This window comes from Micromonospora sp. BS32 (genome assembly GCF_059089345.1).
Map to the genome: position 1 here is coordinate 96,285 of NZ_JBSSHR010000015.1, position 24,276 is coordinate 120,560.

Below are 24,276 nucleotides of genomic sequence, written 5' to 3' on the forward strand. Positions count from 1 at the left end.
GGTCACCGGTAGATGACCGTGATGGCGCCCGTCATGGTGTTGTAGATGATCGAGCCGTGCTGGAAGTCGCTGCGCTGGCCGCCCGAGACGGCGTACACGTCAGTGGTCGGCAACCCGAGCCGGCCTCCGGTGCCACCGAGGCTGAGGTAGCGGGTGAGGATCGCGCCGTGCACCTCGTGCGCTCCGGTGGTGGAGGACCAGTAGATGTTGCCGCCCTGGAACTGGGAGGCACGCCCGTTCGTCACGGCGACCTCGTCACTGCGCGGGTAGCCGAGGAACCCGCGCTCCCAGCCCAGCGACGCCCACTTGGTCCGGATGCCGCCGTGCACGTCGTGTGCCCCGGTGGCCGAGGTCCAGTAGATGGACCCGCCCTGGAAGTGGTTGTACCTGCCGCCGTTCGCCCCCGCCAGCTCGTCGGTGGTCGGGAAGCGCAGGAACCCGTTCACGGTGCCCAGCGAGCGGTACTTGTTGAGGATGCCGCCGAACACGTAGTAGGCGCCACTGGCGTCGCTGCGCCAGTAGATCCGGCCCTGCTGGAACCACTGCACCGCGGTGTCACTCGTGGTGGCGGTCATCGTCCCGGTGATGGGAGCCCCGAAGGCCGAGCTCGGGCCGCCCAGCGCGAAGTACCTGGTCCGGATGGCACCCCACGTCGTCGCCTGGTACGGGCTGGCGAAGGTGTACCCCTTGGCGCGCAGCTTGTCGATGGTGTTCTGCAGGTACATCGGGTCCGTCGACGGCGCGCTGATGTGCATGACCAGGATCGCGCCCGGCACGGTGTACGCGTCGATCCGCGAGCTGATCACCGACCACGACGCCGCCCGGTAGCCGGTGGTGTCGTAGGTCCAGTCGAGGTTGATGTAGTACCCGCGCAGGGCCAGGTCCCGGTTCACGCCCGAGTCCAGGTAGCCGGCGCGGTACGGCGTACGGAACCAGCCGGCCGACGTGAGACCGGCAGCCTTGAGGGCAGCCTCGGCGCGGTCCAGCTGCGACCACCGCTGAACCTGCGTGAGGTTCAGGAAGTTGGGGTGGTCGTAGCTGTGGTTGATGACCTTGTGGCCGGCGGCGGCGATGGTGCGCGCGTCGGCAGGGTTCTGCTCCACGTACCGCCCGGTCAGCCCGAACCCGGCGGTGATGCCGTTCGCGCTCAGCGTCTGCAGGACCTTCGCCAGGTTGGCCTTGCTCACGGCGTTGTCCTGGGTCGGCCAGTCCGTGTCGAACGTGAGCGTGACGCGCTTCGACGTGTCGTACCCCTTGGTGAAGACCGTCGCCCGGTAGGGGGCGCTGTCCGCGGCCTGGGCCGGGGACGCCACCACCGCACCCAGGGCGGTCAGTGCCATGACCGCGAGGGCGACCAGCCCCGTACGGATCCTCCTCGTTCCGCTGCGCGATCTCTGATCTGTTGACCATGACCCGTTCATCTGGGCCACCTCCCAATGGGGCGCCGAGTGCGGGCAGGGTCGCCCGGTTCGCGCCCTGGCAGCTCCATCGTCCGCTGTCCGGATCAGTCAACGAAGAGTCGGAAGTCCCTTTTTGTGTTGGTCGGTCGGCTTCTGCGCGCATCGCTGGTTGCCGCACTCGGCCACGACCCGCACCGGGTCGCCGGGTCGGGAGTGGCAGAGTGGAGGTGGAGGAATCATTGGCCCGGGCTCCGCCGCGAGGACCCCGGGGCGTCAGGGTGCCAGGCGGGAGCGGATGAGGAAGCGGACGCCGTCCGGCGCCTCCAGCGAGAAGCCGCTGCCCCGGCCGGGCACCACGTCGACCGTGAGCCTGGTGTGTTTCCACAGCTCCCACTGCGACGTCGACATCCAGAACTCGACCGGCTCGGGCACACCGTCCACGTCGAGTGCCGCCAGCAGGACGTCCGAGCCGCCGGTGCGGAACTCGCCGGCGGGGTAGCACATCGGGGCGCTGCCGTCGCAGCAGCCGCCGGACTGGTGGAACATCAGCGGCCCGTGCCGGTCCCGCAGCGACCGGATCAGCTCGGCCGCCGCGGGAGTCACCGAGACGGGCGGCGGTGCCGCGGCCCCCGGAACGCCGGGAGCCGCGGCACCGTCCGAAGCGGCAGCCATCAGAAGAAGCCGAGCTTCTTGGTGGAGTAGCTGACCAGCAGGTTCTTGGTCTGCTGGTAGTGCTCCAGCATCATCTTGTGGTTCTCCCGGCCGATGCCGGACTGCTTGTACCCGCCGAATGCGGCGTGCGCCGGGTAGGCGTGGTAGCAGTTCGTCCAGACCCGGCCGGCCTGGATCGCCCGCCCGGCCCGGTACGCGGTGTTCATGTCCCGGCTCCACACGCCCGCGCCGAGCCCGTAGAGCGTGTCGTTGGCGATCTTCACGGCGTCGTCGAGGTCGGCGAAGGAGGTCACCGAGACCACCGGCCCGAAGATCTCCTCCTGGAAGATCCGCATCGAGTTGTCGCCCTCGAAGATCGTCGGCTCGACGTAGTAGCCGCCCGACAGCTCGCCGCCGAGGTCCGCCCGGGAACCGCCGGTGAGCACCTTCGCGCCCTCCTGCCGCCCGATGTCCAGGTAGGAGAGGATCTTCTCCAGTTGGTCGTTGGAGGCCTGCGCGCCGATCATCGTGTCGGTGTCCAGCGGGTGGCCCTGCTTCACCGCCTTGGTGCGCTCGACGGCCGCGGCGAGGAAGTCCGAGTAGTGGCCCTGCTGGATGAGCGCCCGGGACGGGCAGGTGCAGACCTCGCCCTGGTTGAGGGCGAACATGGTGAAGCCTTCCAGCGCCTTGTCCAGGAAGTCGTCGGAGGCGGCGCTGACGTCGTCGAAGAAGATGTTCGGGCTCTTGCCGCCCAGTTCCAGGGTGACGGGTCTGATGTTCTCGCTGGCGTACTGCATGATCAGCCGCCCGGTGGTGGTCTCGCCGGTGAACGCCACCTTCGCCACCCGGGGCGAGGACGCCAGTGGCTTGCCCGCCTCGACGCCGAAGCCGTTGACGATGTTGAGCACGCCCGGCGGGAGCAGGTCCGCGACGAGCGACAGCCAGTAGTGGATCGACGCCGGGGTCTGCTCGGCCGGCTTGAGCACCACCGTGTTGCCGGCGGCCAGCGCGGGCGCGAGCTTCCAGGTGGCCATCAGGATCGGGAAGTTCCACGGGATGATCTGCGCGACCACGCCGAGCGGCTCGTGGAAGTGGTACGCCACGGTGTCGTCGTCGATCTCGCCCAGCGAGCCTTCCTGGGCCCGGATCGCCCCGGCGAAGTAGCGGAAGTGGTCGATGGCCAGCGGAATGTCGGCGGCCAGGGTTTCCCGTACCGGCTTGCCGTTCTCCCAGGTCTCGGCGACGGCGAGGGATTCCAGGTTCTCCTGCATCCGGTCGGCGATCTTGTTGAGGATGAGCGCCCGGTCGGCGACCGAGGTGCGGCCCCAGGCGTCGGCGGCGCCGTGCGCGGCGTCGAGCGCCTTCTCGACGTCCTCCGCCGTGCCGCGGGCCACCTCGCAGAAGGTCTGGCCGGTGACCGGGCTGGGGTTCTCGAAGTACTGGCCGCGGTGCGGCTTCACGTATTCGCCGCCGATGTAGTGGTCGTACCGGGACTGCCAGTGGGTGGGGGCGTCGTAGCGCGTCATGGGTACCTCCGCCGTCCGTGTGGGGTGGTTGGCGGGACCCTAGTTTCACCGACGTTGCAGGAACGTTGCGCCTGGCAGGTCGTACTCCTGGGCGAGCTGGCGGATGCGCGCCACGGCGAGCGGCCGGCGCGGCGCGCCCGGCGGCAGGGCCCGCGCCAGGGCCTGCCAGGCGGTGAGGTCGTCGGCGCCGGCGGGCGTCGCGGTCCAGGCCGCGAGCAGCGCCGGATCCGCCGCGGCCAGCACGGCCGCGCGTAGCTGCCCGTCGATCCGCCGGCGCAGTCGCGCCACTCCCGGCGCATCGGAGGCGGGCAGCAGACTCCCCGGGTACGCGTCGAGCGCCCCCGCCGCATCGCCGCGTTCCAGCAGGTCGCCGACGGTACGGAAGTCCGCGCGCACTCTCCCGCGCAGCCGGTACGGGCGGGAGTCGAGCAGTTCCGGGCCGAGCGCACGGCGCAGCCGGGACAGCTCGGCGCGCAGGGTGACCGGGTGCAGCCGGTCGTCGCCGTAGAGGTCGAGGCCGAGCTGTTCCCCGGTGCGCCCCTCGGGGTGGTCGAGGAGCAGCACCAGCAGCTCGCTGTGCCGGCGGCCGAGCCGGACCCGACGCCCGTCGATCCGCAGCTCGGCCTCGTCCCGGCCGAGCGTCGCCAGCTGGATCACGTCCGGCTCGACCGGTTCGGCGCCGGCCAGGAACGCCTCGGCGGCCCGGGCGGTGGCCCGGACCAGGGCGAGGCTCTGTGGGGTGGCCAGGTGGTCGCCGCCGGTGATGTCGACCGCGCCGAGCAGCCGGCCGGTGGCCGGGTGGTGGATCGGCGCGGCGGCGCAGGTCCAGCGCTGCACCGGGCGAACGAAGTGCTCGGTGGCGAAGATCTGCACGCAGTGGTCGACGGCGAGGGCGGTGCCGGGGGCGTTGGTCCCGGCGTGCGCCTCGTCCCAGCGGGCGCCGGGAACGAAGTTCATCCGCTCGGCGTGCCGGAGCACCCCGGGGTGCCCCTCCACCCAGAGCAGCCGCCCGTACGCGTCGCAGACGGCCATCAGGTGCGCCCCGTCCTGGGCGATGCCACCGAGCAGGTCGCGGAAGAGCGGCAGCACCTGGGCGAGCGGGTGGGCGGCGCGGTAGTGCTCCAGTGCGTCGTCGGTGAGGTCGACGGGGGCGGTGGCCTCCGGGTCGAGGAGCGCCGAGCGTTCCCAGGACCGGCGGACCACCTCGCGGACCCGGTCCGGGCTGGTGCCGGCGGTGAGGAACGCTTCGTGGGCGGCGCCGACCTGCGCGATCCGCTCGGCCGGATCGGCGCCGAATTCCAGGGCGAGCCACGGGTCAGCCATCGGCGACCTCCTCGCGCCCATCGTGGCGCAGCTCACCCCGGATCGCCAATACCGATTGCCCGGTCGATTGTCGTCGGCTCATGCTGGGTGCCGCTCCGCACGGCGCGGTGGCGGGACGGCACGGAAAGGGCGGTCGTGATGGTCGGGGCGCGGGAACGGATGATGGTGCAACTTCAACTGGTCAGCGACGACCGTCATCTGGTCGCCTGGGTGGCCGACGACCGCCGGGTACGGGTGGGCGTCGAGGTCTCGCTGCGCGACCACGCCGAGCCGGACCGCTTCTGGCGGGTGGTCGGCAGGGGCGAGCCCAGGCCGGCGGGCGAGATCAGGCGCGGCTGGCACAACGACATCTGAGCCACCGGTGGGCCCGGGACGTCTCCCGGGCCCACCTCTTCGCCCGCATCTTGTCATTGACAAGTACCGCTCCTCGCCCCTAACTTGACAACGACAAGATAGCTCGGGGAGGTCGAGATGGAAATCGCCATGGTGCGACGGTTGTGGCAGCTCATCGAGCCGGTGCACGCACTGGTCTACTACGCGCCGGAGCTCACCGAGGAGGCCGCGGCCCTCGGGCTGGCCACCGACGAGCGCTGGCCCGGCTACTTCGCCCTGCGCTCCGCCCCGCTCGGCGCGGCCGGGCCGGAGCTGGTCACCGCCACCTACTACAGCTTCAACCCGCGCATGGTCGCCGAGTACGTCCCGGCGATCTGGTCGGTCGCCGACCCGGTCAAGGTCCTCGACGCCCGGCTGTCCGGGGTGGACCGGGCGCTGCGTGCCCTGCTCGGCGACCGGGTCGACTCGCCCGAGCTGGCCGAGGCCGCCACGCTGGCCCGCCGCGCGGCCGAGGCCGCCGACCTGGCCGGTCGCCCGCTGGCCGCCGCCAACGCCGACCTGCCCTGGCCGGACGCCCCGCACCTGGCGCTCTGGCAGGCCGCCACAGTCCTGCGCGAGCACCGCGGCGACGGGCACGTGGCGGCGCTGCTCACCGCCGGCCTCGACCCGACCGAGGCGCTGGTCTCCTTCGCCGCCGTCGGGGCCGCGCCGGTCGAGGTCTTCGCCAGCCGGCGCTGGACGGCGGACGAGTGGGCCGCGGCTCGGGAACGGCTCGCCGCCCGGGCCCTGGTCGACGCGTCCGGGCTGGCGACGGCGTCCGGTCGCGCGCTGCGCGACGAGGTGGAACGGCGTACCGACGAGCTGGCCGCCGGGCCGTGGCGGGCCCTCGGGCCGGCCGTCGGTCGGCTCGCCCAGTTGGTCGCGCCGGTGACCCAGGCGGTGGTCGCCTCCGGGATGTTGCCCACGCAGAGCACCCTGGGCATCGGCAGACGGTGATCTTCCCACTTACTTTTCGGTAAGGGTGAACCGGGCAACGCTCCCAGCCCGTACCCGTCGTCGTAGGTGATCAAGCAACGACGGGAGATGCGGTGAAGGTGCAGCGGAAGCACGTGCTGGCGGGTGGGGTGGCGGCGGTCGCCGCAGCGGCGGTCGCGGTCGGGACCGGGCTCGGGTTCGCCGCCACCACGCCCGAACGGCAGAGCGCCTGCCAGGGAGCCGTCACGTTCTCGGCCGAGGCGGGCGCCCCGGCCGCGACCAGTGACCGGTTCCCGCTGGGCACCCGGCTGCGGGTGACCAACCTGGACAACGGCAAGGTCGCCACGGTGACGGTGGCCGGGCCGTCGGGCAGTTGCGTGCTGCTCAACGCCGCCGCGATGGACCTGATCCGCGAGCCCGGCAAGAACGTCATCCGGCGCAACCTGGTGGAACGCCTCGACGGCGGGGTGACGCCCGGCAGTTCGGCCCGCCCCGGCCGGGGCGACCAGCCGGGGGAGGCCCGGCCGGGCAGCGCCAGCCCCGCGGCCGGGTCCGCGCCGGCCGCCGGCACTCCCGCGGGACGCAGCGCCTGCGCCGGGTCGATCACCTTCTCCGCCGAGGGCGGTGCGCCCGCCGCGACCAGCGGTCGGTTCCCCGTCGGCACCCGCCTGCGGGTGACCAACCTGGACAACGGCCGGGTGGCCACGGTGACGGTGACCGGGCCGTCGGGCAGTTGCGTGCTGCTCAACGCCGCCGCGATGGAGCTGGTCCGCGAGCCGGGGAAGAACGTCGTCCGCCGCAACACCGTCGAGGTGCTGCGCTGACGGCCGGCAAGGGTCCGGCGGCGGGTGGCACACCATGGCTGTCTCCGAGGCGCGGTGACAGCCATGGTGTGCCACCCGCTCAGGCGATGCGGCGGAGGCGGCGGACGGCCAGCCAGAGCAGCAGCGCGGCGAGGGCGACGAAGATGCCCGTCTCGATGCCCTGGAACAGCCAGAACCGGTCCGCCGGCTGGTAGAGCTGCCAGTTGTACGCGCCCGGCTTGAGGCCCAGCTCGGCACCGCAGGCCCGCCCGTCCGGTCCCCTGCCGCCGGCCGGGCACATGATCCGGCTGCCCTCCGCCACCATCTCCCCGTCGGGGTTCCGGACGCCCTCGGCGAGGACCCAACCGCCACGGCCCATGGCCGCCTCGGTGGCCCCCTCGATCGGGGCGGTGACGGTGCTGGCGGGCTGGTAGTGCGGTCGGGCCAGGATCGCCACCGCCGCCCGTACGCCGATGAACCCGGCCAGGGTGATGCCCATGGCGGGCAGCATCCGCTTCCAGACGGTGCCGGCGAAGACGCCCAGCGCCACGGCGAAGAGGGTGTAGCCGATCGGGACGACACCCTGCAGGTCGAAGACGATCAGGCCGAACCGGCCCTCGCGCACGGTCTGGGTGAGCGGCTCCACCCACCACGACATGCCCAGCCCGTAGCAGACCGCGAGGGCCACCGCAGCCGCGCCGACCAGTCCGAACTTCACCAGCGCCCAGCGGCTGCGGGCGATGCCCTGGGTCCAGGCGAACCGGTGCGTGCCCTGCTCCACCTCGCGGGCGACCAGCGGGGCGCCCCAGAAGAGGCCGACCAGCACCGGCAGGGTGAGCAGCAGCACGGCCACCAGGTTGAGGCTGCCGTACCGGTTGGTGAAGCGGTTCTGGCTCGCGTCGCAGGCGTCGCGGGTCGCCGCCGCGACGTCGGTGGCGGCGAGCTGGCGTGCGCAGTCCGCCAGCCCGAGGTCGGCGTAGGTGTGCCGCATCGACAGGCCGATCGGCACCATCAGGGCGGCGAGCGCCGCGAACCCCAGCAGCGTGAAGAACGCCTGCCTGCGGTGCTGTCGCCAGGTCAGCCAGATCATGCCGGCACCCCCCACTCGTGGTGACTGGTCTGCGTGGCGCCGTCGGCCAGGTAGGCCAGGACGACGTCCTCCAGGCCGACGTCGCGCACCGTCCAGGCCGGATCGGTGACCGGGCCGTCGGTGTGGACCAGCAGCGTGGACTGCCGGTCGGTGTGGCTGCTCCGGATCACCCGGGCGACGCCGCCGATCGGGCCGCCGTCGTGCCGCGGGCCGACCAGTTGCCGGTGCGTGGCGACCAGGTCGTCGACCGCTCCGGTCAGCTGCACCCGGGCGGCGTTGAGCACGATCAGGTGGTCGCAGACGCGTTCCAGGTCGGCCAGCAGGTGCGAGGAGAGCAGCACGGTCGTCTCGGACTCGGCGACGCTGCCCATCAGCGACTGGAGGAACTCGCGCCGGGCCAACGGGTCCAGGCTGGCGACCGGTTCGTCGAGCAGCAGCAGCCGGGGCCGTTTCGCCAGGGCCAGCGCGAGCGCGACCTGCGCGCGTTGCCCGCCGGACAGCTTGCCGACCGGCAGCTTCGGCGGGATGCCGAGTTGGGCGAGCCGGTCGCGCGCCAGCGCGGCGTCCCAGCGCTTGTTCATCCGGCCGCCGAGGTGGACCAGCTCGGCCGCGGTGAAGTCGCGGTAGAGCGGGGTATCCTGGGCGACGAAGCCGATCTCCGGCAGCACCGCCGGGTTGTCGTACGGCGACTCACCGAAGACCCGGACCGCGCCGGCGTCCGGTCTCAGCAGGCCGACCGCCAGGTGCAGCAGCGTGCTCTTGCCCGCACCGTTGGGCCCGACGAGGGCGGCGATCCGCCCGGCGGGCAGGCGCAGCGAACAGTCCCGCAGCGCCCAGTTCTTCCCGTAGCGCTTGCCGAGTTGCTCGGCCTCCAGCGCGATCTCCATCCGCTGTCCTCTCATTGCGCTCGTGCGGTCTCGCCGCGCGACGCCTCGGCGGCGAGTGCGGCCCGCATGGTGGTCTCGACCAGGGCGGTGACGTCCTCCGGGGCGAGCCCGGCGGCCCGGGCCCGGTGCACCCAGGCGACGAGTTCCTGGCGCAGCTCGGCCTGGTTGGCCAGAGACTCGCCGGCGAGGGTGCGCCGGATGAACGTGCCGACCCCGGGTCGGCCCTCCACCAGGCCCTCGATCTCCAGCTCGCGATACGCCTTCAGCACCGTGTTCGGGTTGATCGCCAGCGACTGCGCGACGTCGCGAACCTTCGGCAGCTGGTCGCCCGGCGTCAGCAGCCCCACCCGCAGGGCCTGTTTGACCTGCTGAATGAGCTGCACGTACGTGTTCACCTTGGACCGGCCGTCCAGCACGAACTCGATCACTGAGCTCCACCCTCTATTGTCCTACGACAGTAGGACTATAGGACAGCGTGGTGGCGTCGGGGCGTCCTGTCAACGATCTTTCGTGTCGGAGGCGCGCGGTAGCTTCCTCGCCGTGGGCACCCCGCCGCGCACCGGGCTGTACGCCGGAGGGGACCGGGTGGACCGCCATGACGACGAGGGGCCGTACCTGATCCGGCTCGAGCCGGACTTCGTCGCGGAACTGGCCGCGCTGCCGGACGACCGGATCGGGCCGGTCGCCGCGGCGTGGGCCACGGCCGAGGAGTGGATGGGGCGGTCACCGCTCCGGGTGGAACACCATGGGCGAATCCTGGGGGGAGAGCCCATGGTGTTCCACGATCGGTGGGCCGCCGGTCAGCCGAAGGCGGCGTCCAGGATGTCCAGCCCGCGGGCCAGCTCGTCGTCGGAGATGACCAGCGGGGGCAGGAAGCGCAGCACGTTGCCGTACGTGCCGCAGGTCAGGGTGAGCAGTCCGGCGGCGTGGCAGGCCGCCGACACCGCCGCCGTGGCGGCCGGGTCGGGGGTGCGGGTGCCGGGCTGGACGATCTCCACGGCGAGCATCGCGCCGCGCCCGCGCACCTCGGCGATGCGCGGGTCGCGGGCGGCGATGGCGCGCAGCCGCTCGCCCATCACCTGTTCGATCCGCCGGGCGGCGGCGGCCAGGTCCAGCTCGTGCATGGTCTCGATGGCGGCGAGCGCGGCGGCGCAGGCGATCGGGTTGCCGCCGTACGTGCCGCCGAGGCCGCCGACGTGCACCGCGTCCATCAGCTCCGCCCGCCCGGTCACCGCGGCCAGCGGCAGGCCGCCGGCGATGCCCTTGGCCAGGGTGATCAGGTCCGGCTCGACGCCCTCGTGCTGGCAGGCGAACCAGTCCCCGGTCCGGCAGAACCCGGTCTGGATCTCGTCGGCGACGAAGACCACCCCGGCCGCCGTCGCCCACTCACGCAGCGCCGGCAGGAACCCCTGAGCGGGTACGACGAAACCGCCCTCGCCCTGGATCGGTTCGATCAGCAGCGCGGCGACGTTCTCCGCGCCGACCTGCTTCTCGATCATCTCGATCGCCCGGGCGGCGGCCTCGGCCCCCGACAGCCCCCCGTCGCGCAGCGGGTACGACATCGGCACCCGGTAGACCTCCCCGGCGAACGGCCCGAACCGGTGCTTGTACGGCATGTTCTTCGCGGTCAGTGCCATGGTCAGGTTCGTCCGGCCGTGGTACGCGTGGTCGAAGACCACCAGCGCCGGCCGCCCGGTGGCGTGCCGGGCGATCTTCACCGCGTTCTCCACCGCCTCGGCTCCGGAGTTGAACAGCGCCGACCGCTTCTCGAAGTCGCCCGGGGTGAGCGCGTTGAGCTGCTCGCAGACCGCCACGTACGACTCGTATGGGGCGACCATGAAGCAGGTGTGGGTGAAGCGTTCGACCTGCGCCCGCACCGCCTCGACCACCCTCGGGGCGGAGTTGCCCACGTTGGCGACCGCGATGCCGGCGGCGAAGTCGATCCACTGCCGACCCTCGACGTCGGTGATGGTGCCGCCGCCCGCGTGGTCGACGTACGACGAGATGGTGCTGCCGACCCCTCGGGCGACCGCCGCCCCGCGCCGCTTGTGCAGTTCCTCGCTCGATGCCATGGGTCAGCCCTCGATGTTGTGCATGACGTGCTTGATCCGGGTGTAGTCCTCCAGGCTGTAGACCGAGAGGTCCTTGCCGTGCCCGGAGTGCTTGAAGCCGCCGTGCGGCATCTCGGAGACGAACGGGATGTGGGTGTTCACCCAGACGCAGCCGAAGTCGAGCCGGCGGGTCATCCGCATCGCCCGGCCGTGGTCCTTGGTCCAGACCGAGGCCGACAGGCCGTAGTCGACGCCGTTGGCCCAGCGCACCGCCTCGTCCTCGTCGGAGAAGCGCTGCACGGTGATGACCGGCCCGAACACCTCGTCCCGGATGATCTCGTCCTGCTGGCGCACTCCGCTGACCACGGTGGGGGCGTAGAAGTAACCGCGCTCGCCGAGCGGCGATCCACCGGTCTCGACGGTGGCGTGGTCGGGGAGCCGGTCCACGAAGCCACGGACCCGGGCGAGCTGGTTGGCGTTGTTCAGCGGGCCGTAGAGCACGTCGGAGTCGTCCGGCGCGCCGGTCTTCGTGTTGCGGGCCTGCTCGGCGAGGGCGGCGACGAAGTCGTCGTAGATGCCGGGGCCGGCGAGCACCCGGGTCGCGGCGGTGCAGTCCTGGCCGGCGTTGAAGTAGCCGCCGACGGCGATGGCTTCGGCCGCCGCGGCCACGTCCGCGTCGTCGAAGAGCACCACGGGGGCCTTGCCGCCGAGCTCCAGGTGGGTCCGCTTCAGGTCGGGGGCCGCCGCACTGGCGACCTCCATGCCCGCGCGGGTCGAGCCGGTGATCGAGACCAGCTGCGGGGTGGGGTGGGAGACGAGGGTACGACCGGTGTCCCGGTCGCCGCAGACCACGTTGAACACCCCCGGCGGGAAGAACTCGGAGGCGATCTCCGCGAGCAGCAGCGTCGACACCGGCGTGGTGTCGGACGGCTTGAGCACCACCGTGTTGCCGGCCGCGAGCGCCGGGGCGATCTTCCAGACCGCCATCATCAGCGGGTAGTTCCAGGGGGTGACCTGAGCGCAGACGCCGATCGGCTCGCGCCGCACGTAGGAGGTGTGCCCGGCCATGTACTCCCCGGCGGAGCGGCCCTCGAGCAGCCGGGCGGCGCCGGCGAAGAAGCGGAACTGGTCGACCGCGGGCGGCAGCTCCTCGTCGGCGGTGAGCTGGCGGGGCTTGCCGGTGTTGCGTACCTCGGCGTCGACCAGCTCGGCGGCCCGCGCCTCCACGGCGTCGGCGAGCTTGAGCAGCGCCCTCTGCCGCTCGCCGGGGGTGGTGTCCCGCCAGCTTTCGAAGGCGGTGGCGGCAGCCTGCATGGCCTTGTCGACATCGGCCGTCCCCGAGACGGGCGCCTGGGCGAAGACCTCGCCGGTACAGGGGTCGATCAGGTCGGCGTAGCCGCCGTCCCCCGGGTCGACGTACTCGCCGTTGACGAAGTTGCGCAGCTGCTGCTGGTCGCTCATGGGGATGTCTCCGAGGGGTGGCCGGGCGTTGGTCAGCGGAGGTATTCGCAATCTAGCTGCCATCTTGGCTACTGAATTCGCGGCCCACAAGGCCTGAGGCGACTGTTTCCGTGTGGGCGGGCGTCGTCTACGCTGCGGAACGTGGAGCCGAGAGCCTGCTATGTCGCCGGTCGCCCCGTTCACGGTGAGGGCGAGCTGACCGTCACCCATCCGTACGACGGTCGGGTGGTGGGGCGTACCTCCTTTGCCACGGCCGACCAGGTCGAGGCCGCGGTCGCGGCGGCGGCCGGGGTGGCGGCGGAGGCCGCGGCCCTGCCGGCGCACGTGCGGGCGGCGGCCCTGGACCACGTGTCGCGGCGGCTGGCGGAGCGGGCCGACGAGGTCGCCGCGCTGATCACCGCGGAGAACGGCAAGCCGGTGAAGTGGGCGCGGGCCGAGGTGGGGCGCGCGGTGTCGACGTTCCGCTGGGCGGCGGAGGAGGCCCGGCGCTTCTCGGGCGAGTTGCAGCGGCTGGACACGGACCCGACGGCGACCGGGCGGATCGCCCTGGTGCGCCGGGCGCCGCGCGGCCCGGTGCTGGGGATCGCCCCGTTCAACTTCCCGCTGAACCTGGTGGCGCACAAGGTCGCCCCGGCGATCGCGGTGGGCGCGCCGATCATCGTGAAGCCGGCCCCGGCGACGCCGCTGTCGGCGCTGCTGCTGGGGGAGATCCTGGCCGAGACGGCGCTGCCGGCGGGGATGTTCTCGGTGCTGCCGCTGCCGAACGAGCGGGCCGCCGACCTGGTGGCCGACCCGCGCCTGCCGGTGGTGTCGTTCACCGGTTCGGGGCCGGTGGGCGCGGCGATCCGCCGGCAGGTGCCGGAGAAGCACGTGACGCTGGAGCTGGGCGGCAACGCGGCGGCGGTGATCTGCTCCGACTGGACGGCGGACGAGGACCTGACCTTCGCGGCGCACCGGATCGCCATGTTCTCCAACTACCAGGCCGGGCAGTCCTGCATCGCCGTGCAGCGGGTCTTCGTGCACGAGTGGCTCTACGACGGGTTCCTGCCCCGGCTGGTCGCATCGGTCGAGGAGCTGCGGACCGGGGACCCGTCCTCGGAGCTGACGGACGTCGGGCCGCTGGTGTCCGAGGACGCGGCCCGTCGCGTGGAGGAGTGGGTCGACGAGGCGGTCGCGGCGGGCGCCACCATCGAGGTGGGCGGCCGGCGCGAGGGCGCCACCTACCCGCCGACGGTGCTCTCCGGGGTCCCCGCGGACGCGAAGGTCTGCACCGAGGAGGTCTTCGGGCCGGTGCTGGTGGTCGCCCGGGTCCAGGACGACGCCGAGGCGTTCGCCGCCGTCAACGACTCGGCGTACGGGTTGCAGGCGGGGGTGTTCACGCACAACCTCCAGACGGCGTTTCTTGCTGGCCGCGTCCTGGAGGTCGGTGGGGTGATCGTCGGGGACGTGCCGTCGTACCGGGCCGACCAGATGCCGTACGGCGGGGTGAAGGGGAGCGGCGTCGGACGCGAGGGGCTGCGCTCGGCGATGGAGGACTACACCGAGCCGCGGGTGCTGGTGCTGACCGGGGTGCAGCTGTAGCCGTCGCGGTCCACGCCTGGCCCGGGCGTCCGGGGGTGCAGGGGCGTCCGGGCGTGTCGCGGGCTGGAGATGGATTTGCTGGTGAGCGATATGACTCCGCGTCATGAATATGACGGAGAGGCATAACGCTCACCAGGTGCCGTCGTCCCGGACCCGGGCGGGCGCCCGGCCGAGCAGCAGTGTGGTCAGCGCGGCGTCGATGTCGTCGCCGAGGAACCACTCGCCGGCCTGGTCGAGAGCGAAGATCCTGCCGTGCTCGTCGACGGCGAGGATGCTGTCCTGCCGCTCCGAGCCGATTGGAAAGAGCCGTACGCCAAGGACCGCGCCGAAGTCCGCCAGCGTGTCGGCGGTGTGCGCGGCACGGAGCGGGTTGGTATCGAATACGCGGATCCAGACCTCTGTCCCTGGCCGCCGGCGGAACGTGCCGAGAGCTGGGAAGTCGAGAAACACCTGTTCCGCTGCGGGAAAAGGTTCATGCCGATGATTTCGGCCCGTAATCTCGCAAGTCTCTGCGATGGCACCCTCGGCGAGCGCCCAATTGAGAGAGTTCTGATCCCAGCCCGCATCGGCTAAAGCCTGCCCGACAACGGGGGGAAACCTGTCAACGACGGGTATCGGCCGAGTGATGGCCGGCGGCTCAGTGATCGACCCCAGCTCGGGCCACGGCAGGGCGCCAAGGTGCACCAGGGCGCTTGTGCACGACTCGCACAAGCTCTCAACCCGCCCGCCGGCGGGATCGCCTGGCTCTCGCACCCTGAAGACATCGAGCCGGCCTGTTGCCAGCAGAGCCTCCGCTTCCCGCATCGTCATCGCCGGTTGGCCGGCGGCGGCGCGGCGGTGGTCGTACTCGTGGAGGACGTCGGAGACGACGATCAGCTCGGCGTGGCGGTCCCCGCCGCGGACCAAGTGGCCCGCCGGAAGTTCGTCGAGGTAGGCCCGGACCAACGGGTGATGGTTCAGCTCGACGTCGCCCTTGGCACCCTGGCCGACGTACGTCCGGCCTTCGACGGTCAGGTGCGCGACGGTGGCCGGGGTGGGCAGCCGGCGGATCTCCCGGAGCAACTGGCTCGCCGGGTCGACGGTGCGGGGGGCCGGCGTCCCGGCGGGGCGGCTGCGCCGGTACATCTGCTGCACGACCGTCGCCGGCACGCGTGGCCAGGTGCTGACCTCGCCGGTCTCCTTGTCGACGATGGTGGTCGGCAGGTCGCCCGGATTGGTGTCGACCTCAACCGCCACTGTGGACCGGATGACGTACCCCAGGTCGAACTCGTCGAGAAGGGGGCGGCACTCGTACCCGAGGCGTTGTGAATCGCGGCGGGCCCACACCGTCGCGAGCTGCTCGGCCTGTTGTCGGTCGATCACGGCCTGAAACTACCGGACCCCACGGATCCATGGCAGCCGGTATGGTTCCCCTGACTGACGGTGACCGGGGAGGGCGACGTTGGCCGAGAGTGTGGACCGGGACGCCAATCGCGCGCTCCGGGATCGCTTCGCGGAGGTGCACGGCGAGTACCAGCGGCTCCGATCCGGTCTGGACGAACTCCAGGGCCGGCTCGCCGAGCTGCGGGTGACCGAGCGCTCCGACGACGGCAAGGTGACCGCGACGGTGGGCGCGCGCGGTGAGCTGATCTCGGTACAGCTCGACCCGGGCGTCTACCACGACCGGGACCACCACGCGCTGGGCCGGAAGATCACCACGACGGTGCACCGGGCCACGGCCGCGGCCGCGGCCGCCACCCAGGAGCTGGTCGCCGGTTACCTACCGGCCGGATCGGGGTCGGTGGAATTCCTGCGTACCGGTGATTTCGGCGCCTTGCTCGGCCGGGCCGACGCGGTGTTCCGGGGCGAGGGTGAGCGCCGTGACTGAGGGGCAGCTCTGGCTCGACCCGGACCGGGCCCGCCGAGGTGGCGCCGACCTGCACCTGGCAGGCGAGGCGATCGGCGACCGGCGGGCCGGCGTCGGCGGGCCGATCGCGGCGGCGAGCGCGGCGCGACCGTGGGGCCGGGACGACATCGGCGCCGCCTTCGAGAAGCAGTACCGCCGCTACGCGGAGACGCTCCTGCGCGCCTGGGAGGGCGTCGGGCACACAGTGGAGAACCTCGGCGCCCACGCCGTTGCCTCCGTGGACGCGAACGTCGAAGCGGACACCGTCAGCGGCCGCCGATTCGACGGCATCCCCGGCCGGCGCTGACGCCCGGAGGACCTGTGAGCCTGCTGCCGAGCCCGATCCCGCATCCGCTCGACTACTGCCCCTGGGACCTGCCGGGCTGGGTGTACGAGGCGCTTGACTGGGTCGTCGGCGTGGAATGGCCCGACGGCGACGAGCGGGCGGTCTGGGACCTCGCCGACCAGTGGTACGCAGTGGCCGACGCGCTGGCCGGGCCGCGCGACGACGCCTTCGCTGCGGCGGCCGAGGTGCGCAGCGGATACGGCGGCATCGGCGCGGTCGCCGAGGCGTTCGACACCGCCTGGCGGCGGGTCGCCGAGGGCGACGAGGCCCCGTTGCCCGTGCTGCTGGCGGTCAGCGCGGACCTGGGCCGACTGGTGGAGGAGTGCGGCTGCGACATCGAGGGAGCCAAGCTCGAGGTCTGGATCGAGCTGGGCATCCTGGTGGTCGAGCTGCTCTCGTTGGCGGTGGCCGCGGTGCTCACCGCCGGCGCCGCCTCGCCGGCGGCCGGCGCGGCTATCACCGCCACCCGCGTGGTCGTGCAGCAGATCTTCAAGCGGCTGCTGGCCCAGATGGCCAGGAAGGCGCTCAAGCAGGGGCTCAAGGAGGCCGGCGAGCGGGCGGCCAAGGAGGTCGCCAAGGGTGGCGCGCGGGGCCTTGCCCGGAGGGCCGTCAAGGAGGGGCTGTCCGAGGCGGGGGAGGAGGCGGGGGTAAGCCTCGCCACGCAGGCGTACCAGAACTCGACCGGCCGTCGCCACGGCCTGGACCTGACCGACCTGGGCGCGTCGGCGGTCGGTGGGCTGGCCGGCGGAGCGGTGGCGCCACTGGCGGGTCTGGGCCGACACGCCACCGGGCGGGCGGCCCGGATCGGGGAGCACTTCGGCCGTGAGATGACCGGTGAGGTGCTCGCCGAGGGCGCGGCGGGGCTCGCCACCGGCCAGGGCGTCGTGTCGGTCGAGGAGGCGGCCCGCGCGGCCGTGTCCGGGGTCAGCGGGTCGGCGACGGGCCAGGCCCACACGGAGTTGCATGCCCGCCTCGACGGCCGAATGCACGCCCTCGCGGGCGTGCCCCTCGCGCCGAGCGACCTCCCCGTGCCTCCGCCCCCGCGCATCCCGGAGGCGGGCGGCGAGAGCTCGTCTTACCCGGGGCCGCCGCCTCCCGAGGCGGCGCACGCCTCCGTCCTTCGTGGGGAATCTCTGGAGGCCGGCGCGACAGCGACGGCCGGTGCCGCCGCCCCGACGGCTGCTCAGCCGGGGTACGAGCCCTCGTCCGCCCCTCCCCAAGCGGACCCTGCACCCGCCCGACATGCCGCAGCGGTGGCCTCCGGTACAGCGGGGGTGCAGGAAGGTCCCGACCTGCAAATCGTCGGGGACGCCGACAGGACGCTGTCGAATGGTGCCGAGGCAGCGCCGGCGGTAGCCAGCCCCACGCTTTCCGCCGTCACCGTCGAGCACCCACCGGCCCTGGCACCGCAGGTGGTCGACCCGCCACCGGCCCCGCCTCAACCGGCGACGCCGGTGCCCGCGACGGCAGGCGGCCCGGTTGCGCACGTCGGCGCCGGCACGACGGGCGGGACGTTCGCTGGTTCAGTCACGACCGGTGCCAGCCCACCGGCAGTCGTGAGCCCGACCAACTCCGGGCCGGTCACCAGCACGGCCAACGATGGGCATCTCGCGCCGAGCCAGGCCGCGTCCCCTGCAACGGCCTCCCACAGTTCTGCGCCGGCTCCGGTTCACCAGCCGTCATCGACGCCCCAGCACGGAGGGCGACCCGAGCAGTCCACCGGTGTGCCGGAGAGAGGTGCCGACGCGTCGAGTGCGTCGCGGCCCCACCGGTTTCCGCTGCTGGAGACGCTCGCCCCGGGGCCGGCGACCACACCGATGGCGAGCGACCAACCGTCCCTACCGTCGCCCGTGCCGGCCATCGAATCGCTGAGACCGCGAACGCCGGAGTGGTACGCCGCCAAGTGGGCTGCCGATCGGGAAGGCCTGGAGCGACGCCGGTATCGGGGCTACTTCGAGGCCCAGCGCGCATGGTACGAAGATCGCCGGCGGCGCGACTCTGCGGAGCATCTCCGGGATTCAGCGAATCACTACCTGGACCGGGCGCGCTGGTTCAAGCAGCGTGCGCGCGAGGCTGTCAGGGCGGGCCTTGCCCTCCGCAGCGAGCACTTGTCCCAGGCCAGCGACCTTGCTGAACGGGACTCGTACGAGTTGGCCGACCTGGCCGACGCGACCCGAGCTGGCGAGGTGGTGCCGGACGAGGTTGTCGTCGAGGACGCGGCGGACTTCCAGCGGATCAACGACGACGTGGCCGACCTGGCTCCCGGCGCCGTCGAGACCGACGACCGGTCCGCCCTGACCGGGGACGACAACCCGGCGCCCATCGACCGGTCTCGCCAGTACGGGCAGTGGGGCGGCCTGCGCCCGCCCCTGGCGCTGCACCAGACCGACCTCGAACGACAGATGCCGCGGAACCCCGACGGCACCGTGGTCCGTACCGCCGATCCCCGGGAGGGCGGATGGTTCGCCCTGGCCAACGACGGTGGACCCGAGGCGGATCCCACCCGGGGCATCAACTGCCTGGACTGCACCCTTTCGCTGTACGACACCTGGCTGCACGGCCGCCCGCGCGTGTCCGCGCCGCGTACCTTCGACGGCTACCTGGAGGGCGACGTACGGCGACCGATCCGGGGCGAGGCGGAAGGCCCGGCCAGGGTGGAGGAGGTAACGGGCGGCCGGTTCCAACGGCTCTTCGCCCCGAGGGACGGGCAGACGCTCGCAGCGGCGCAGTTGGGTCAGTCGGTCGAGCGAGCCTTCGACAACCTCCATGACCAACTGGTCATCGGCGGCCACGGCAGCTACGCCTTCCTGATCACCGAGTGGGAGAACGGCGGTTCGCACGCCTGGGTGGCGTTCAACCAGAACGGCACGGTGCTCTACCTCGACCCGCAGCGGGGCGCCGTCGGTGACCGCCCGCTCTACACGCACAGCGGAGCGCCCGGGCCGGACAATGCCGTCGCCATCGACGCGCTGGTGCTAGGTCGCGACGGCCAGCCGATGCCGCTGGGTGGCCTGGCCCGAGGGCGTTTCAGCGTTCTGCCGGACCTTCCGAACTACCCGCCCGCGCCCGACGACCAGGACGGGCACGGCGACCCGTACCTCAATCGGATTCAGCTGCTCGACGGCCCCGGCTCCACCACACCGGAGTCGGTGGGCGAACCGGTCCGTCGGGCGCCTGAACCTGATCTCCCGACGAACCTGTCTGACGACGATCAGGAGGCACTTCGGCGTAGGAGAGACGGAGCAATCACCGAACGCCTGTCAACGAGGAGGGCGGTGCGGGACATCCTTGCCGCCAGCGCGGACCTCGACGCGGCCTTCACCGCGGGCGTCACCCCGGCCGAGTTGGCCACCGAGCTGGACGCGACGGCACTTCGGCGGCTAGCGCCACACCTCAATGAGAGGGCAACGGACGAGCTGGTTCGGCTCTTCGCGGACTCGCGGGTAGTGCGGATGCTGGATGAGACTTGGCGAACACCGCCGCCGGGTACGCCGATGCTGGGTGAGGCGTTGATACGCCAGCTCATACGGCAGCCTGAGTTGGTTCGGCTGATTCTCGCGACACCGGAGCTGGCGAGCTCGCTGACGGCACGTCCCATGACACTGCATCACCTTGCCGGACGGCGGCAGGCCATCGACGTCCTGACGTCGGTTCTCGATGACATCGGTGAGCCGACCACTGCCGCATCCGCCACTGGTCATTTGCCCGTCCCGCAGCCCACGACGCTGGAGCCTGACCAGTACCGCATCTCGACGAGCATTGCCGCGCTGAAGCAACCCGTCAAGCAGGCGAACTTCGACGTCACACGGAGGCACGACGAAAGCTACCGTTCCTCCTACCTCAGGGCTCTCTACGTTGATGCCGCGGTCGCTCAGGTCGAGCTGAACCAGCTCGCACTCGACCTCGCGGGCGGACGGGGACAAGCTGGGTGGCGCAAGGAACCGAAGGGCCGCCAGCGAGTTTCGGACAAGCTGATCGAGTACGACAACGACGCATCCGACCTGAAGGACCTCGCTGCTGCCCGAGTGCAGTTCGATCGGCTCCGAGACGTCTACTCCGCTCTCGAGCGCTTGAGGCAGGCGCCCGGAGTGGTGATCCTGAACATCAAGGATCGGTTTATCCATCCTCAGCCCAGTGGCTACCGGGACATTCTGCTAAGCCTTCGAATGTCCAACGGGCATGTCGCCGAGCTGCGTCTCCACCTCGCCGATGTCGATGATGTGGCGAAGTGGGAGCATGCTCTGTACGAGGTCCGACGGGATATGGACGCCCTTGCGGAGTTGGAGGGCCGGCCGCTGACGTATCGCGAACGCGCGATCCGGGAGGGCTTACTCCGCAAGGGCCAGGAGGCCTTCTGGCGCGCCGTGGCCACGAACGAGCGAGAGGGCTAACGACCTTGAACCAGCCTAAGGGCCTCGTGCTTCCAGCGTTCTTCAGCTACTACGAGTCTCCGGTAAAGCTTGTGGAGACAGCAGACGGGGGTGTCGCGGCATGGCGACTCTCAAGGGAGACCGGTGGTTGGCAAGCCGCCAATGAGCTGATCGACAAGCTGCTCTTCCCTGCCGGCGACAACGTCGAATCGTTGACGCCTGACGACTTCATCCAACTCACCGAGCATGATCGCGGCTACTACCTCCGCGGTGACGGTCCGGTCCATGCCCTCTACGAGACGGTGAATGCGATCACCGAAGTGCAGGCGCGAGAGAGCCGTTACCCGACTCCACGGGAGGTGGCGCTGGTGCGTGGCATCCGTCGGAAGACCTTTGTGATGTTCGAGGAGGAACTTCAACGCGCCGGTGATCTCGGTGCCGACCCCTCGCTGGCGCACGGACTGTCTGGCGGCTGAGCCCCCGTGTTCGGTAACCGCTTTCCGGGGCCGGACTGTTCGCCTTTACTGCTGGCCTAGCCAGGCACAAGAGAGTGTTGGGTCGTCGGAGGGCTCCCGTGACCGATGTGGGTTGGGCTTTGCGGATCGCACCCGGTCTCGACCAAAGCTCGCTGGACCGGTTGCGGTCGGCGCTACTGCTGAGCTCGCCCGGGCGACTGACCGACAGTTGGGACGAGCTGTTTGGTGAAGCCCGTAAATCGGTGGGCGGGCGGTACGCGACGGTGGAGCTCTGGCGGGATGTCGACACGGCCGAGTGGCGGGTCGACGTGGAGCTTCCGCGAGACGTTCCCGCTGCCGATGCGGAGCGCTTCGTCCAGCAGATTCGGGCCGAGCTCGAAGGCGCAGGCGTGGAAGTGACCTCGGCGTACCGGCGGCCTTCGGGGCCGGCCTGACTCCTCTTCCTGCGATGCCCTAGTTCTCAATATGCCCGGCAAGGCAACGAGGCTTGGGCGCAGCTCTATGGCTGAGGCTTGCGGTCCGTGACGTAGACGCCCTTGCCCTGCCGTCCGTCGATGAGGCCCTCTGCCTTGAGCACGAGCATCGCGCTCCTGACCACCGTGCTGCTCGCTTCGTATTGCTCGCAGAGCTTGGCGAATGACGGCAGCTTGTCGCCCGGCTTGAGGCGACCATCTTGAATCTGCTCGCGGATGTCACGGGCTACCTGCATGTATGCGGGTTCGTACATGTGGTGGTGCTCCTAGCTTGGCGGCTAGGTCAAGAAGACCACAGGTGCGGCGGGCCCTACAACACAATGTGCTTCTTGTTGAGGGCACTGCACTATGTGCGGTATGTTGCTTCGTGGGGCTGCTGAGCTTGGCGGCTGGGTGCCCCGCCGTGGGTGTCTGGCCTGGTCCCCGTCCGGGGTGGGCACCCGCGGCACCGTCCGGGTGAGTGGTGGGAGGCCCTGTGAGTGGTCTGCGGCGTGGGGTCTTCCAGCGGGTGATCGACCTTCGGGAGCGGGATGCGGGTTCGACAGAGCGGGCGGCGTAATGGCGCGCCGGGTTTCCTACGACGACTACCTGGTCGCGGTGGCGGCGACCCTCGCCCGCCGGCATCGGCCGGTGTGGTGCTGGCGCCGGTGGCGTCGGGTCTGCCGGTGCGGCGTCGAGTTGCCCTGCCGGGTGCGGCACCGGATTCCGATCAATCGCGGCCACTGGCCGGGGGAGGAGCGCCCACCGCCGATCAACTGATGTGGCTCGTCCTGGCGGTGCATCTGCGCGGGCCCGACGGCATGTGTATCGGGTGCTGGGCATGGTGGAGGAGGCTGTCGCCGTACCCCTGCTGGCAGGTCGACTGGGCGACCAGCCGGCAGGCACGGTCGCGGACCGCGCGCTTTCTCGGCGGCCGGCCGTGACCACCCACGGGCCGATCCTGCCGGTGTGGAGCTGCGGCGGATGTGATCTTCCCTGGCCCTGCCCGACCCGCCGGCGCGAGCTGCGGGCCGAGTTCGACCGGGCGCCCGTCTCACTGGCGGTCTACATGGGTTCCTACCTCGTCTGGGCCGCCGAGGATCTGGTCCGGGTGCCGGCCGGCACGCTGCACCGGCGCTTCGTGGGGTGGGTGCGGTGAGCTGGCTGCGCCCCGGGGACGAGAAGTTCCACTACAGCGACGGCTCGCACAAGTGGATCCCACCCGACCCGGATTACGACCAGGAGGTCTGGGACGAGCAGGTGCGCCAGCACAAGCTGCGCCACCTGGCCGGTGAGAAGCCGAAGCCGCGCCTGGGACTCCGGCGGATCTGATCGGGGCGCAATTCCCTTGCCTGCGTTCGATGACTGGGTCAGGGTCGGCGCATGACGGACTTCCGCTCCGAGCCACCCGCGGCAACCCTTCCCACCCCCTCCTTCGCCTGGGACAACATGTTCCTGACCCCGGAGGACGATCCCCGCTCCGACGGCAACTTCGACGACGAGCGGGAGATGCTGGTCAACTACCTGCGCGACCAGCGGCTCACCCTGGAGTTGAAGTGCGCCGGCCTCGACGCCGAGCAGCTGGCCCGCCGGGCGGTGCCGCCGTCGCCGATCTCGCTGCTCGGGCTGGTGCGGCACATGTCGGAGGTGGAGCGCGCCTGGTTCCGGCGCACCATGGCCGGAGCGGACGCTCGCAGGATCTACCGCACCGAGAGCGACCGGGACGCCGACTTCACCGGCGCGGTCGCCGACCCGGCGGTGGTCGCCGAGGCGTGGGACACCTGGCGGGCCGAGGTCGCGTACGCCGACCGCTTCGTCGCCGAGAACGACCTGGGGGTCAAGGGGAAGCGCGGCAACGAGGGCATCACGCTGCGCGAGCTGCTCGTGCACATGATCGAGGAGTACGCCCGCCACAACGGCCACGCGGACTTCCTGCGCGAGCGGATCGACGGAAGGGTCGGCCAGTGACCGTTGACGGCCGCATCGCCCGGGCGAATGCGCACTACGAGCGCGCCGTCTTCGGCGGTGACTCCGGCGGTCTCGCTGGCGCCGAACGGGACCTGGACGGGGTGGAGGCCGATCTGGCGATGGCCCGGGGTCGGCTGCTGCACGCGTCCTTCCTCGATGATCGGGTCGAGGACCCGCGCGAGTTGGCGCTCTTCGAGCGGGCTGCCGAGCTCTACCGGCGGCTCGGCGACGAGCGTGGGGAGGCCGAGGCGCTCTTCTGGATCGGCTGCGTCCAGCAACTGATCCGCAAGGACGAGCGGGCCGCCGCTCCCGCGTTCGCCACGGCCCACGACCTGGCCACCCGGGTCGGCGACCGGCTGACTCTCTCGTACGTGCTGCGGCACCTGGCCCTTGCCGAGCACGCGGCCGGGCAGCTCGACGCGGCGCGGGAGCGGATGGAGGAGTCCACCCGACTGCGCCGCGAGATCGGCTTCGGTCCGGGGGTGGCCGCGAACCTGGTGGCGCTGGCCTTCTTCGCCATCGGTGACGGGCGGCGGGACGATGCCGCCGTGCTGGTCGACGAGGCGGCGGCCGTCGCCGAGGCGAGCGGGGCGGCTGGCATCCTGCGCTGGGTCGAGGAGGCCCGCGAGGCCCTGGGCGAGTGACCGGGGCGCGACGTCCGGCCGGTGGTGCGGGTGCCGGGCTCGCGGGGATACTGC

At 71.5% G+C, this 24,276-nt stretch carries 25 protein-coding genes; 14 read left to right on the forward strand and 11 right to left on the reverse strand.

The features are described from left to right. Positions 1–2: 2 nt before the first annotated feature. From AC5RWQ_RS21705 to AC5RWQ_RS21720, 4 genes are all read right to left on the reverse strand, one after another. A complete protein-coding gene (locus AC5RWQ_RS21705) occupies positions 3–1,340 on the reverse strand; it encodes a polysaccharide deacetylase family protein (protein ID WP_494284515.1) in 1,338 nt (445 codons plus the stop codon). A 333-nt stretch (positions 1,341–1,673) separates the two neighbouring features. Next, positions 1,674–2,072, reverse strand: coding sequence for a DUF779 domain-containing protein (locus AC5RWQ_RS21710; protein WP_494284516.1), 399 nt, complete (start codon positions 2,070–2,072; stop codon positions 1,674–1,676). Continuing rightward, positions 2,072–3,577 (reverse strand): aldehyde dehydrogenase, encoded by a 1,506-nt coding sequence (gene adh / locus AC5RWQ_RS21715; RefSeq protein WP_494284517.1) that lies wholly within the window; start codon positions 3,575–3,577, stop codon positions 2,072–2,074. Before adh ends, AC5RWQ_RS21710 begins: the two co-directional genes overlap by 1 nt. Before the next feature lie 45 nt (positions 3,578–3,622). Beyond that, positions 3,623–4,900, reverse strand: a complete 1,278-nt coding sequence (locus AC5RWQ_RS21720) for a GAF domain-containing protein (RefSeq protein ID WP_494284518.1) — start codon at positions 4,898–4,900, stop codon at positions 3,623–3,625. A gap of 87 nt (positions 4,901–4,987) precedes the next feature. Between AC5RWQ_RS21720 and AC5RWQ_RS21725 the strand changes: the two genes are divergently transcribed. The 3 genes from AC5RWQ_RS21725 to AC5RWQ_RS21735 all read left to right on the forward strand — a co-directional run bounded on the left by AC5RWQ_RS21725 (position 4,988) and on the right by AC5RWQ_RS21735 (position 7,032). Then, entirely contained in the window at positions 4,988–5,254 is a 267-nt protein-coding gene (locus AC5RWQ_RS21725) for a hypothetical protein (RefSeq protein ID WP_494284519.1), read from the forward strand. A gap of 117 nt (positions 5,255–5,371) precedes the next feature. Further along, positions 5,372–6,229 (forward strand): SCO6745 family protein, encoded by an 858-nt coding sequence (locus AC5RWQ_RS21730; RefSeq protein ID WP_494284520.1) that lies wholly within the window; start codon positions 5,372–5,374, stop codon positions 6,227–6,229. A 92-nt stretch (positions 6,230–6,321) separates the two neighbouring features. Further along, entirely contained in the window at positions 6,322–7,032 is a 711-nt protein-coding gene (locus AC5RWQ_RS21735; protein ID WP_494284521.1) for an RlpA-like double-psi beta-barrel domain-containing protein, read from the forward strand. 79 nt (positions 7,033–7,111) lie between these two features. Here AC5RWQ_RS21735 and AC5RWQ_RS21740 read toward each other — a convergent pair whose 3' ends face one another. The 5 genes from AC5RWQ_RS21740 to AC5RWQ_RS21760 all read right to left on the reverse strand — a co-directional run bounded on the left by AC5RWQ_RS21740 (position 7,112) and on the right by AC5RWQ_RS21760 (position 12,500). Further along, on the reverse strand, positions 7,112–8,101 hold the full coding sequence (locus tag AC5RWQ_RS21740) for an ABC-2 membrane transporter-related protein (protein WP_494284522.1): 990 nt from the start codon (positions 8,099–8,101) through the stop codon (positions 7,112–7,114). Next, positions 8,098–8,988: an ABC transporter ATP-binding protein gene (locus tag AC5RWQ_RS21745; RefSeq protein WP_494284523.1), complete on the reverse strand. Its 891-nt coding sequence runs from the start codon at positions 8,986–8,988 to the stop codon at positions 8,098–8,100. The genes AC5RWQ_RS21740 and AC5RWQ_RS21745 overlap by 4 nt, the downstream gene beginning before the upstream one ends. Before the next feature lie 11 nt (positions 8,989–8,999). Further along, positions 9,000–9,416, reverse strand: a complete 417-nt coding sequence (locus AC5RWQ_RS21750) for a GntR family transcriptional regulator (protein ID WP_494284524.1) — start codon at positions 9,414–9,416, stop codon at positions 9,000–9,002. A 372-nt stretch (positions 9,417–9,788) separates the two neighbouring features. Continuing rightward, the gene (gene gabT / locus AC5RWQ_RS21755; protein ID WP_494284525.1) at positions 9,789–11,060 is read right to left on the reverse strand and encodes a 4-aminobutyrate--2-oxoglutarate transaminase; all 1,272 of its coding nucleotides are present in this window, start codon (positions 11,058–11,060) and stop codon (positions 9,789–9,791) included. 3 nt (positions 11,061–11,063) lie between these two features. Then, positions 11,064–12,500 (reverse strand): gamma-aminobutyraldehyde dehydrogenase, encoded by a 1,437-nt coding sequence (locus AC5RWQ_RS21760; RefSeq protein ID WP_494284526.1) that lies wholly within the window; start codon positions 12,498–12,500, stop codon positions 11,064–11,066. A 141-nt stretch (positions 12,501–12,641) separates the two neighbouring features. On the opposite strand from AC5RWQ_RS21760, the gene AC5RWQ_RS21765 reads away from it, so the two are divergent. Continuing rightward, positions 12,642–14,081, forward strand: a complete 1,440-nt coding sequence (locus tag AC5RWQ_RS21765) for an aldehyde dehydrogenase family protein (RefSeq protein WP_494284527.1) — start codon at positions 12,642–12,644, stop codon at positions 14,079–14,081. Between the two features lie 129 nt (positions 14,082–14,210). Here the strand turns inward: AC5RWQ_RS21765 and AC5RWQ_RS21770 are convergent, their stop codons facing one another. Further along, the gene (locus AC5RWQ_RS21770; RefSeq protein ID WP_494284528.1) at positions 14,211–15,443 is read right to left on the reverse strand and encodes an SUKH-3 domain-containing protein; all 1,233 of its coding nucleotides are present in this window, start codon (positions 15,441–15,443) and stop codon (positions 14,211–14,213) included. A 79-nt stretch (positions 15,444–15,522) separates the two neighbouring features. On the opposite strand from AC5RWQ_RS21770, the gene AC5RWQ_RS21775 reads away from it, so the two are divergent. The 5 genes from AC5RWQ_RS21775 to AC5RWQ_RS21795 all read left to right on the forward strand — a co-directional run bounded on the left by AC5RWQ_RS21775 (position 15,523) and on the right by AC5RWQ_RS21795 (position 21,592). Next, complete coding sequence (locus AC5RWQ_RS21775; protein ID WP_494284529.1) at positions 15,523–15,948, forward strand: YbaB/EbfC family nucleoid-associated protein; 426 nt, start codon at positions 15,523–15,525, stop codon at positions 15,946–15,948. Further along, positions 15,941–16,273 carry a hypothetical protein gene (locus AC5RWQ_RS21780; protein WP_494284530.1) on the forward strand — a complete coding sequence of 111 codons (333 nt, stop codon included), beginning with the start codon at positions 15,941–15,943 and terminating at the stop codon, positions 16,271–16,273. The genes AC5RWQ_RS21775 and AC5RWQ_RS21780 overlap by 8 nt, the downstream gene beginning before the upstream one ends. A 14-nt stretch (positions 16,274–16,287) precedes the next feature. Further along, positions 16,288–20,703 carry a toxin glutamine deamidase domain-containing protein gene (locus tag AC5RWQ_RS21785; RefSeq protein WP_494284531.1) on the forward strand — a complete coding sequence of 1,472 codons (4,416 nt, stop codon included), beginning with the start codon at positions 16,288–16,290 and terminating at the stop codon, positions 20,701–20,703. Positions 20,704–20,774: 71 nt separating this feature from the next. Continuing rightward, a complete protein-coding gene (locus AC5RWQ_RS21790; RefSeq protein WP_494284532.1) occupies positions 20,775–21,158 on the forward strand; it encodes a hypothetical protein in 384 nt (127 codons plus the stop codon). A 98-nt stretch (positions 21,159–21,256) separates the two neighbouring features. After that, on the forward strand, positions 21,257–21,592 hold the full coding sequence (locus AC5RWQ_RS21795) for a hypothetical protein (RefSeq protein WP_494284533.1): 336 nt from the start codon (positions 21,257–21,259) through the stop codon (positions 21,590–21,592). 65 nt (positions 21,593–21,657) lie between these two features. Here the strand turns inward: AC5RWQ_RS21795 and AC5RWQ_RS21800 are convergent, their stop codons facing one another. After that, positions 21,658–21,885 (reverse strand): GntR family transcriptional regulator, encoded by a 228-nt coding sequence (locus tag AC5RWQ_RS21800; protein ID WP_494284534.1) that lies wholly within the window; start codon positions 21,883–21,885, stop codon positions 21,658–21,660. A gap of 276 nt (positions 21,886–22,161) precedes the next feature. Here AC5RWQ_RS21800 and AC5RWQ_RS21805 point away from each other — a divergent pair, with 276 nt between their 5' ends. The 5 genes from AC5RWQ_RS21805 to AC5RWQ_RS21825 are packed head-to-tail and all read left to right on the forward strand — an operon-like array spanning position 22,162 to position 24,222. Further along, positions 22,162–22,554 (forward strand): hypothetical protein, encoded by a 393-nt coding sequence (locus AC5RWQ_RS21805; protein ID WP_494284535.1) that lies wholly within the window; start codon positions 22,162–22,164, stop codon positions 22,552–22,554. Then, positions 22,452–22,769, forward strand: coding sequence for a hypothetical protein (locus tag AC5RWQ_RS21810; RefSeq protein ID WP_494284568.1), 318 nt, complete (start codon positions 22,452–22,454; stop codon positions 22,767–22,769). The genes AC5RWQ_RS21805 and AC5RWQ_RS21810 overlap by 103 nt, the downstream gene beginning before the upstream one ends. Continuing rightward, a complete protein-coding gene (locus AC5RWQ_RS21815) occupies positions 22,766–22,942 on the forward strand; it encodes a hypothetical protein (protein ID WP_494284536.1) in 177 nt (58 codons plus the stop codon). Before AC5RWQ_RS21810 ends, AC5RWQ_RS21815 begins: the two co-directional genes overlap by 4 nt. A 51-nt stretch (positions 22,943–22,993) precedes the next feature. Beyond that, positions 22,994–23,578, forward strand: coding sequence for a DinB family protein (locus tag AC5RWQ_RS21820; protein ID WP_494284537.1), 585 nt, complete (start codon positions 22,994–22,996; stop codon positions 23,576–23,578). After that, positions 23,575–24,222, forward strand: coding sequence for a tetratricopeptide repeat protein (locus AC5RWQ_RS21825; protein ID WP_494284538.1), 648 nt, complete (start codon positions 23,575–23,577; stop codon positions 24,220–24,222). The genes AC5RWQ_RS21820 and AC5RWQ_RS21825 overlap by 4 nt, the downstream gene beginning before the upstream one ends. Positions 24,223–24,276: the final 54 nt, after the last annotated feature.

What these genes read in the sequence shown, in the direction of transcription:
- AC5RWQ_RS21800 (WP_494284534.1), bottom strand. Translation starts at nt 21,885, where the DNA reads ATGTACGAACCCGCATACATGCAGGTAGCCCGTGACATCCGCGAGCAG.
- AC5RWQ_RS21710 (WP_494284516.1), bottom strand. Translation starts at nt 2,072, where the DNA reads ATGGCTGCCGCTTCGGACGGTGCCGCGGCTCCCGGCGTTCCGGGGGCC.
- gabT (WP_494284525.1), bottom strand. Translation starts at nt 11,060, where the DNA reads ATGGCATCGAGCGAGGAACTGCACAAGCGGCGCGGGGCGGCGGTCGCC.
- AC5RWQ_RS21760 (WP_494284526.1), bottom strand. Translation starts at nt 12,500, where the DNA reads ATGAGCGACCAGCAGCAGCTGCGCAACTTCGTCAACGGCGAGTACGTC.
- AC5RWQ_RS21730 (WP_494284520.1), top strand. Translation starts at nt 5,372, where the DNA reads ATGGAAATCGCCATGGTGCGACGGTTGTGGCAGCTCATCGAGCCGGTG.
- adh (WP_494284517.1), bottom strand. Translation starts at nt 3,577, where the DNA reads ATGACGCGCTACGACGCCCCCACCCACTGGCAGTCCCGGTACGACCAC.
- AC5RWQ_RS21720 (WP_494284518.1), bottom strand. Translation starts at nt 4,900, where the DNA reads ATGGCTGACCCGTGGCTCGCCCTGGAATTCGGCGCCGATCCGGCCGAG.
- AC5RWQ_RS21705 (WP_494284515.1), bottom strand. Translation starts at nt 1,340, where the DNA reads ATGGCACTGACCGCCCTGGGTGCGGTGGTGGCGTCCCCGGCCCAGGCC.
- AC5RWQ_RS21740 (WP_494284522.1), bottom strand. Translation starts at nt 8,101, where the DNA reads ATGATCTGGCTGACCTGGCGACAGCACCGCAGGCAGGCGTTCTTCACG.
- AC5RWQ_RS21805 (WP_494284535.1), top strand. Translation starts at nt 22,162, where the DNA reads ATGCGGGTTCGACAGAGCGGGCGGCGTAATGGCGCGCCGGGTTTCCTA.
- AC5RWQ_RS21820 (WP_494284537.1), top strand. Translation starts at nt 22,994, where the DNA reads ATGACGGACTTCCGCTCCGAGCCACCCGCGGCAACCCTTCCCACCCCC.
- AC5RWQ_RS21810 (WP_494284568.1), top strand. Translation starts at nt 22,452, where the DNA reads ATGGTGGAGGAGGCTGTCGCCGTACCCCTGCTGGCAGGTCGACTGGGC.
- AC5RWQ_RS21745 (WP_494284523.1), bottom strand. Translation starts at nt 8,988, where the DNA reads ATGGAGATCGCGCTGGAGGCCGAGCAACTCGGCAAGCGCTACGGGAAG.